Here is a 231-nt window from a genome sequence, read left to right as displayed (position 1 = left end):
TTCTTTTGCTGCTGCTTCCGCAGGTGCTGATGTAAGAACTGCACCGCCAAACGCTAGTACACTTGTGATTGCAGCTGTAACAGCAAGATTAGAATTTTTCATAGTCATTCCCTCTAGGACTTAATAGTATTTTTACATCGCAGGTTAATGAATTGTTAACTTGCTTACTAAAAAGGATAGGAAGAACTAGGAAATAATTTCACGGCATTATAAAAAATATCAATATTAATG

The 231-nt window shown here is 35.5% G+C and carries 1 pseudogene; it reads right to left on the bottom strand.

The features are described 5' to 3' along the window. Window positions 1-102 (bottom strand): annotated as a pseudogene (locus AB4653_RS27510) (DUF2282 domain-containing protein); the annotation flags it as partial. Window positions 103-231 lie beyond the last annotated feature (129 nt).

It is taken from the genome of Vibrio sp. 10N.222.48.A3, from assembly GCF_041475345.1.
GTDB lineage: Bacteria > Pseudomonadota > Gammaproteobacteria > Enterobacterales > Vibrionaceae > Vibrio > Vibrio tasmaniensis_A.
This window is presented reverse-complemented; position numbering and strand designations above follow the sequence as displayed.